Source organism: Streptomyces sp. S6, assembly GCF_054880855.1.
The window spans coordinates 1-5,844 of sequence record NZ_JBTYMC010000371.1; the positions used below are offsets into that span (position 1 = coordinate 1).

At 70.1% G+C, this 5,844-nt stretch carries 5 protein-coding genes and 1 pseudogene; 3 read left to right on the forward strand and 3 right to left on the reverse strand.

The genetic code is table 11. The features are described from left to right. Positions 1-224 (reverse strand): hypothetical protein (locus ACVNF4_RS31395; RefSeq protein WP_461806274.1); only part of this gene is annotated, 224 nt, incomplete at its 3' end. A gap of 235 nt (positions 225-459) precedes the next feature. Between ACVNF4_RS31395 and ACVNF4_RS31400 the strand changes: the two genes are divergently transcribed. Beyond that, positions 460-1,746 carry a polysaccharide deacetylase family protein gene (locus tag ACVNF4_RS31400; protein ID WP_461806275.1) on the forward strand — a complete coding sequence of 429 codons (1,287 nt, stop codon included), beginning with the start codon at positions 460-462 and terminating at the stop codon, positions 1,744-1,746. Here ACVNF4_RS31400 and ACVNF4_RS31405 read toward each other — a convergent pair. After that, the gene (locus tag ACVNF4_RS31405; RefSeq protein WP_461806276.1) at positions 1,736-2,716 is read right to left on the reverse strand and encodes an ATP-binding protein; all 981 of its coding nucleotides are present in this window, start codon (positions 2,714-2,716) and stop codon (positions 1,736-1,738) included. The two genes, ACVNF4_RS31400 and ACVNF4_RS31405, sit on opposite strands and share 11 nt — an antisense overlap. A 101-nt stretch (positions 2,717-2,817) precedes the next feature. Here ACVNF4_RS31405 and ACVNF4_RS31410 point away from each other — a divergent pair, with 101 nt between their 5' ends. Next, complete coding sequence (locus ACVNF4_RS31410; protein ID WP_461806277.1) at positions 2,818-3,642, forward strand: Fic family protein; 825 nt, start codon at positions 2,818-2,820, stop codon at positions 3,640-3,642. Positions 3,643-3,989: 347 nt separating this feature from the next. On the opposite strand, the gene ACVNF4_RS31415 is transcribed toward ACVNF4_RS31410, so the two are convergent. Next, positions 3,990-4,823, reverse strand: a complete 834-nt coding sequence (locus tag ACVNF4_RS31415; protein WP_461806278.1) for an HAD family hydrolase — start codon at positions 4,821-4,823, stop codon at positions 3,990-3,992. Between the two features lie 544 nt (positions 4,824-5,367). Here ACVNF4_RS31415 and ACVNF4_RS31420 point away from each other — a divergent pair. After that, positions 5,368-5,844, forward strand: a pseudogene (locus tag ACVNF4_RS31420) (hypothetical protein); the annotation flags it as partial.

Genomic DNA, 5,844 nt, shown 5'->3' on the forward strand with positions numbered 1-5,844 from the left:
ACGAGCCCGCCGACGGCCGCAGCGACGAGGCCGGCCTGGAGCGGGGCGCCGGTGGCCAGCGCGATGCCCAGGGAGAGGGGGAGCGCGATCAGGAAGACCGCGATCGAGGCCGACACGTCCGCCCCCGCGAGGTGGAAGCGGCGGCGCGGCGGCGGGCTGTGCGGCCGGTGGGAACCGGCGGGGTCGTAGGAGTCGGACGGTCGGGTCGGTGCACAGGCGAACATGTTGTTCCCGTCTCCTCGGCAGCGGCGGGGAGGTAACGCTCGGTAAACGAATCGTAATGCAGAGTAAAGAGCGGGAATAGAACATGAGAGCAATCGGCCGAGTGAATCACCCTTGCGGATGACGTAATTCTTTGATCGGCTTGTCGTACTAATTCCTTCCCGGTCCCGTGCGACCGTGACGGCGCCGCCGGCTCGCCCCGGCGGCCCACCTCGTCCCCGGAAGAGAAGGAATCAGATGGCCGCCACCCAGAGGATCGCCGCGTGCGCCGTGCTCGCCGCGGCCGTCGCCACGTCCCTCGCCGGCTGCGCGGGCGGGAACCCCGACGCCGCGAACGAAGGGGCCCGGGGCCCGCAGAAGGCCAAGCCCGCCGCTCCGGCGGCGCCGAAGAGCGTCGTACGCCTCATCGGGGACGGGTCCACCTCCTACACCGGAGCCCAGCCCCATCTGCCCCGCCCTGAGCGGCTCGCGCCGGGCGCGAAGCCGCCGCAGTTCGTGGTCTTCTCCTGGGACGGCGCCGGCGAGGACAGCCAGAAGCTGTTCTCGCACTTCCGGGGCGTCGCCAAGGCCAACCGCGCGACGATGACGTACTTCCTCAGCGGCGTGTACCTGCTGCCCGAGGACAAGCGTGACCTCTACCGGCCGCCGCAGCACTCGCCGGGCCGCTCCGACATCGGCTTCAACGACGAGCAGGGCATCGCCGACACCGTCAAGCAACTGCGCCTGGCCTGGCTGGAGGGCAACGAGGTCGGCACCCACTTCAACGGCCACTTCTGCGGCAAGGGCGGCGGTGTCGGCGAGTGGTCCGTGGACGACTGGAAGGACGAGATCGCCCAGGCCAAACGATTCGTCAAGACCTGGAAGACCAACACCGGGATGACGAAGGCGGCCCCCCTGCCCTTCGACTACGACAAGGAGCTGGTCGGCGCCCGCACGCCCTGCCTCGAAGGCCAGAAGAACTTCCGCAAGGCCGGCCGCGAACTGGGCTTCCGCTACGACACCAGCGGCGTCAACAACCAGGTCTGGCCCGGCAAGAAGGACGGGCTGTGGGACCTGTCCATGCAGCTCGTGCCGTTCCCCGGCCACTCCTACGAGCAGCTCACCATGGACTACAACTTCATGGTCAACCAGTCCGGCACCACCACCCAGGGCGACCCCGACAAGCGCGAGTACTGGGGCGACCAGATGCGTGACGGCCTCCTCAAGGGCTTCAGCCGCGCCTACGACGGCAACCGCGCGCCCCTGATCATCGGCAACCACTTCGAGTCCTGGAACGGCGGCACCTACATGCGCGCCGTCGAGGAGACGGTCGAGCGCGTCTGCAACAAGCCCGACGTCCGCTGCGTCTCCTTCCGCCAGCTCTCCGACTGGCTCGACGCCCAGGACCCGAAGGTCCTGGACAAGCTCCGCACCCTGGACGTCGGCGAGGCCCCGAAGCAGGGCTGGACGGCCTTCCTGACCGCCCGCCCGGCGCCCGCCCCGAAGGGCGTCCCCGGGGCCCCCGCGGCCACCGTCACGCGGTAAGCGCGACGCCCTCGCCGAGCACGAACCCGGGGTCGACCTGCGCCGCCAGGTCGGCCCCGGTGCGCGCGTTCCCCCAGGACTCGGCGTTCTTCAGGTGGAAGTGCACCATCTGGCGCGTGTACCGGGCCCAGTCGCGGCGCCCGTACGACGCGTCGGCCGTCGCCCGCAGCAGCTCCAGGGCCGCGCGGTTGGCGTCCTCAAGGAGCGTGAACCGGGGCGGGCGGCCCTTCTCCATGGCGCGCACCCAGTCGGAGTGCCCGACGGTCACCAACAGGTCGTCCCCGACCTCCGCGCGCAGGAAGTCGACGTCCTCCGGGCCCTGCACCTTGTTGCCGACGACCTTCAGCTCGACGCCGAAGTCCTGGGCGTACTCCTTGTACTGGCGGTAGACGGAGACCCCCTTCCGGGTCGGCTCGGCGACGAGGAACGTGATGTCGAAGCGGGTGAACATCCCGGACGCGAACGAGTCCGAACCCGCCGTCATGTCCACCACGACGTACTCACCCGGGCCGTCCACCAGATGGTTGAGACACAGCTCCACCGCTCCCGTCTTGGAGTGGTAGCAGGCGACCCCGAGGTCGGCGTCCGTGAACTGGCCCGTGACCATCAAACGGACGGCGCCGCCGTCGAGTTCCACGTTCCGCGCACAGGCTTCGTAGACCGGGTTGTCCTCGCGCACCCGCAGCAGCCGGGAGCCCTCGCCGGGCGGGGTGGTCTTGATCATCGTCTCGGCCGAAACGATCCGCGGGTTGTCGCCGCGCAGGTAGTCCTTGATCAGCGGGAGGTGCTCACCGAGGGCGGGCAGCGCGGCGGCCCGGTCCTCGTCGAGGCCGAGCGCGGGCCCCAGGTGCTGGTTGATGTCCGCGTCGACGGCGATCACGGGTGCGCCGCAGGCGGCCAGGTGCCGGACGAACAGGGAGGAGAGCGTCGTCTTGCCGCTGCCGCCCTTCCCGACGAAAGCAATTTTCATGTTCACGAAGGGTAGTGGTGTGATGGCTTTACGTGGCAGGGATCCGTGAAGAAGACCACTCCTTCGAGGGGTGCGCCCCCGGGGTGGCTACTGTCGTACTCATGAGTACGACAGGCGCGACCGCCGATCCCCTCGTCGCCCTGGGCACGCTGCCCGGGGTGGCCGAGTCCGTGGAGTCCGTGCGCAAGGCCGTGGACCGGGTCTACGGGCACCGGGTCATGCGCCGCCGCAGCACCGCCGTCACCTCCGAGGCCGCCCTGCGCGGGGCACGCGGCTCGGCCGCGCTCTCCGGGGCCGACTGGGCGCTCGAAGAGGTCCGCCGGCGCACCGACTTCGGCGCCGACGAACAGGCGCGCGTGGTGGGCGCCGCGCTCAGGCTGAGCGCCGAGGCGGGCCAACTGCTGTCCGTCTGGCGCCAGTCGCCGCTGCGCGTCCTGGCCCGGCTGCACCTCGTCGCGGCGGCTGAGCAGGACGGTACGACGGGACGTCCCCGGCAGGACGGCGAACCCGTCGACGAACCGCTCGTCGAACTCCCGCTGCCCGGCGCCGACGAGGTCTCCGCGCGCCTGGAGGGGCTCTCCGGGCTGATCGTCGCGGGCAGTGCCGCGCCCGCGCTGGTGACCGCAGCCGTCGTCCACGGCGAGCTCCTCGCCCTGCGCCCGTTCACCTCCCGCAACGGGCTCGTCGCCCGCGCCGCCGCGCGGATCGTGCTGATCGGCAGCGGGCTCGACCCCAAGTCGATCTGCCCGGCCGAGGTGGGCCACGCGGAACTGGGGCGGGCCGCCTATCTCGCGGCCCTGGAGGGGTACGTCTCCGGCACGCCCGAGGGCGTCGGCGCGTGGATCGTGCACTGCGGGCGGGCGATCGAGCTGGGGGCGCGGGAGTCGACGGCGGTGTGCGAGGCGCTCCAGCGCGGGGCGGCGTGATCGACCCTCCATGCGCGCGTGGAGGATCAAAAAGTGCGGCGGTACGAGAGTTCGTACCGCCGCTGGCATGTTCGCCGGGTTACCAAGCGTCCTCGAAATGTTGCCCATCAGGCCGGGAGCTTCGCCCGTCACCTGGTGCGGCTGGCCCGTAATCGACGGGTCGACGTCGCGTGGGTGCCCGATTCACATGCTCGGTCCGTGGGGCCAAATGCGTCAGTCAGGTGATCCTCTCGGATGTCCTTCGGTCTCGCGGGCCGTGTCTTCCTTTGTACTCCCGGACCCGGGAGAGCGAAAGTCCTGACCGTATTTCTTTGCTTTTGGCCGTAAGTGAGGGGCATTCGGCCAGGTCAGGCCGGCGGGGTCCGCCTGCGGCTGACGTACCAGACGAGCCCGGCCGTCGCCGCCGCAGCTCCCACGGCCGCCGCCGCGACGAGCGCAGGGCGGGGCGGCACGGAGAACGAGGGGATGCGCTGCTTGAGCCGGACCGGGCGGTGGAAGTCGAGAATCGGCCACTCGCGCGCGAGAGCCTCACGGCGCAGCGCCCGGTCCGGGTTCACGGCGTGCGGATGCCCCACCGACTCCAGCATCGGCAGGTCCGTCGCCGAGTCGCTGTACGCGTAACAGCGCTCCAGGTCGTACCCCTCCGACTCGGCCAGCTCCCGGATCGCCTCCGCCTTGGTCGGGCCGTAGGCGTAGTACTCGACCTCGCCGGTGTAGCAGCCGTCGTCGCCCACGACCATCCGGGTCGCCACCACCCGGTCCGCGCCGAGGAGTTCACCGATCGGCTCGACGACCTCGGCGCCCGAGGTGGAGACGATGACGACGTCCCGGCCGGCCGTGTGGTGCTCCTCGATGAGGGAGGCGGCCTCGTCGTAGATGATCGGGTCGATCAGGTCGTGCAGGGTCTCGGCGACGATCTCCGTCACCTGCTGGACGTTCCAGCCGCGCACCAGCGCGGAGAGGTACTCACGGGTGCGTTCCATCTGCTCGTGGTCCATGCCGCCCACGAGGAAGACGAACTGGGCATATGCAGTGCGCAAGGCGGCCCTGCGGTTGATCAGACCACCTTGGTAGAAGGACTTGCCGAAGGTGAGAGTGCTCGACTTCGCAATGACCGTCTTGTCCAGGTCGAAGAAGGCCGCCGTCCGGGGCGAGGAGTGGTTTTCCACGCCCCTGAGCATAGGTGCAGCCCATTCGGCGTAAGGTGGGGCGTGTGGGTTTGCCTGAGAGGGCTCTCGGGTACACCATGGAAGTCACGGATCGTTCGCGACCGTGCTAACCCGGCCCGACTCCTCCCCCCCCGAGTCAGGCCGTGGAGACGACCCCCACTCTCCCCCCCGGTGGGGGTCGTCGCATGTCCGGGTGGGTTTTCCCCTTCTCTTCAAGGCGGTCACGCCGTACGAGGCGGCTCCGGCCGCCTCTTTCGCATGCCCGCTGAGCATCACGGAGCGTAGTCGCGGGGCTGCTCTGCGGAGATCGGTACGGCGAGTTCCGGGCAATTTGTCGACACCCCGTCGGGATTTCGTCAAGGGAAGGTACGCACTCACCGGTTCGGGTGACGGAGATATCCACAGGTCGCCGCTCATCCACAGTTTTCGACCAAGATCCACACGATTTCCGGGATCGCCGCATCGTGATTCCACCGCGTTCCGCTTTCCGGACGTGGGGTGGCCGGTTTCCGCCCGGCCGCCGATGTCGGCCGATTACGAGAAAGGGGAGGAAACCGTGTCCGGTTCCGTCACACACGACCCGCCGTCCACCGCCGCGGGCCGTCAGGGCAGGCCGCTCATCGTCACCGAGGACGTGTGCCTGCTGGACGACCTGCTGCGGCTGTGCGCCGCCGCCGGCGCCACACCCGAGGTGCACCCCTCGCTGCCGAGGGGCGGCGGGGTCTGGGAGTCCGCGCCGCTGATCCTGGTCGGCGACGACGCCGCCCGCCGGGCCCGCCACGCCACCCGCAGACAGGGTGTGGTGCTCGTCGGACGCGACCAGGACGACTCCGACGTGTGGCGTCTCGCCGTCGAGATCGGCGCGGACAACGTGATGGTGCTGCCCGACGGCGAGCAGTGGCTCATCGACCGCATCGCCGATCTGGAGACCCTCGGCGCGTCCGGCGCCGAGGGCGAGACCACGAAGCTGCCGGCGCCGGCCGGCTTCAAGGCACCGCTCGTCCTCGCGGTGGGCCTGGGCGCCGAGCCCGCG

Excerpts from the sequence above, each read along its gene's own strand:
- ACVNF4_RS31400 (WP_461806275.1), top strand. The coding sequence starts at position 460 with ATGGCCGCCACCCAGAGGATCGCCGCGTGCGCCGTGCTCGCCGCGGCC.
- ACVNF4_RS31405 (WP_461806276.1), bottom strand. The coding sequence starts at position 2,716 with ATGAAAATTGCTTTCGTCGGGAAGGGCGGCAGCGGCAAGACGACGCTC.
- ACVNF4_RS31410 (WP_461806277.1), top strand. The coding sequence starts at position 2,818 with ATGAGTACGACAGGCGCGACCGCCGATCCCCTCGTCGCCCTGGGCACG.
- ACVNF4_RS31415 (WP_461806278.1), bottom strand. The coding sequence starts at position 4,823 with ATGCTCAGGGGCGTGGAAAACCACTCCTCGCCCCGGACGGCGGCCTTC.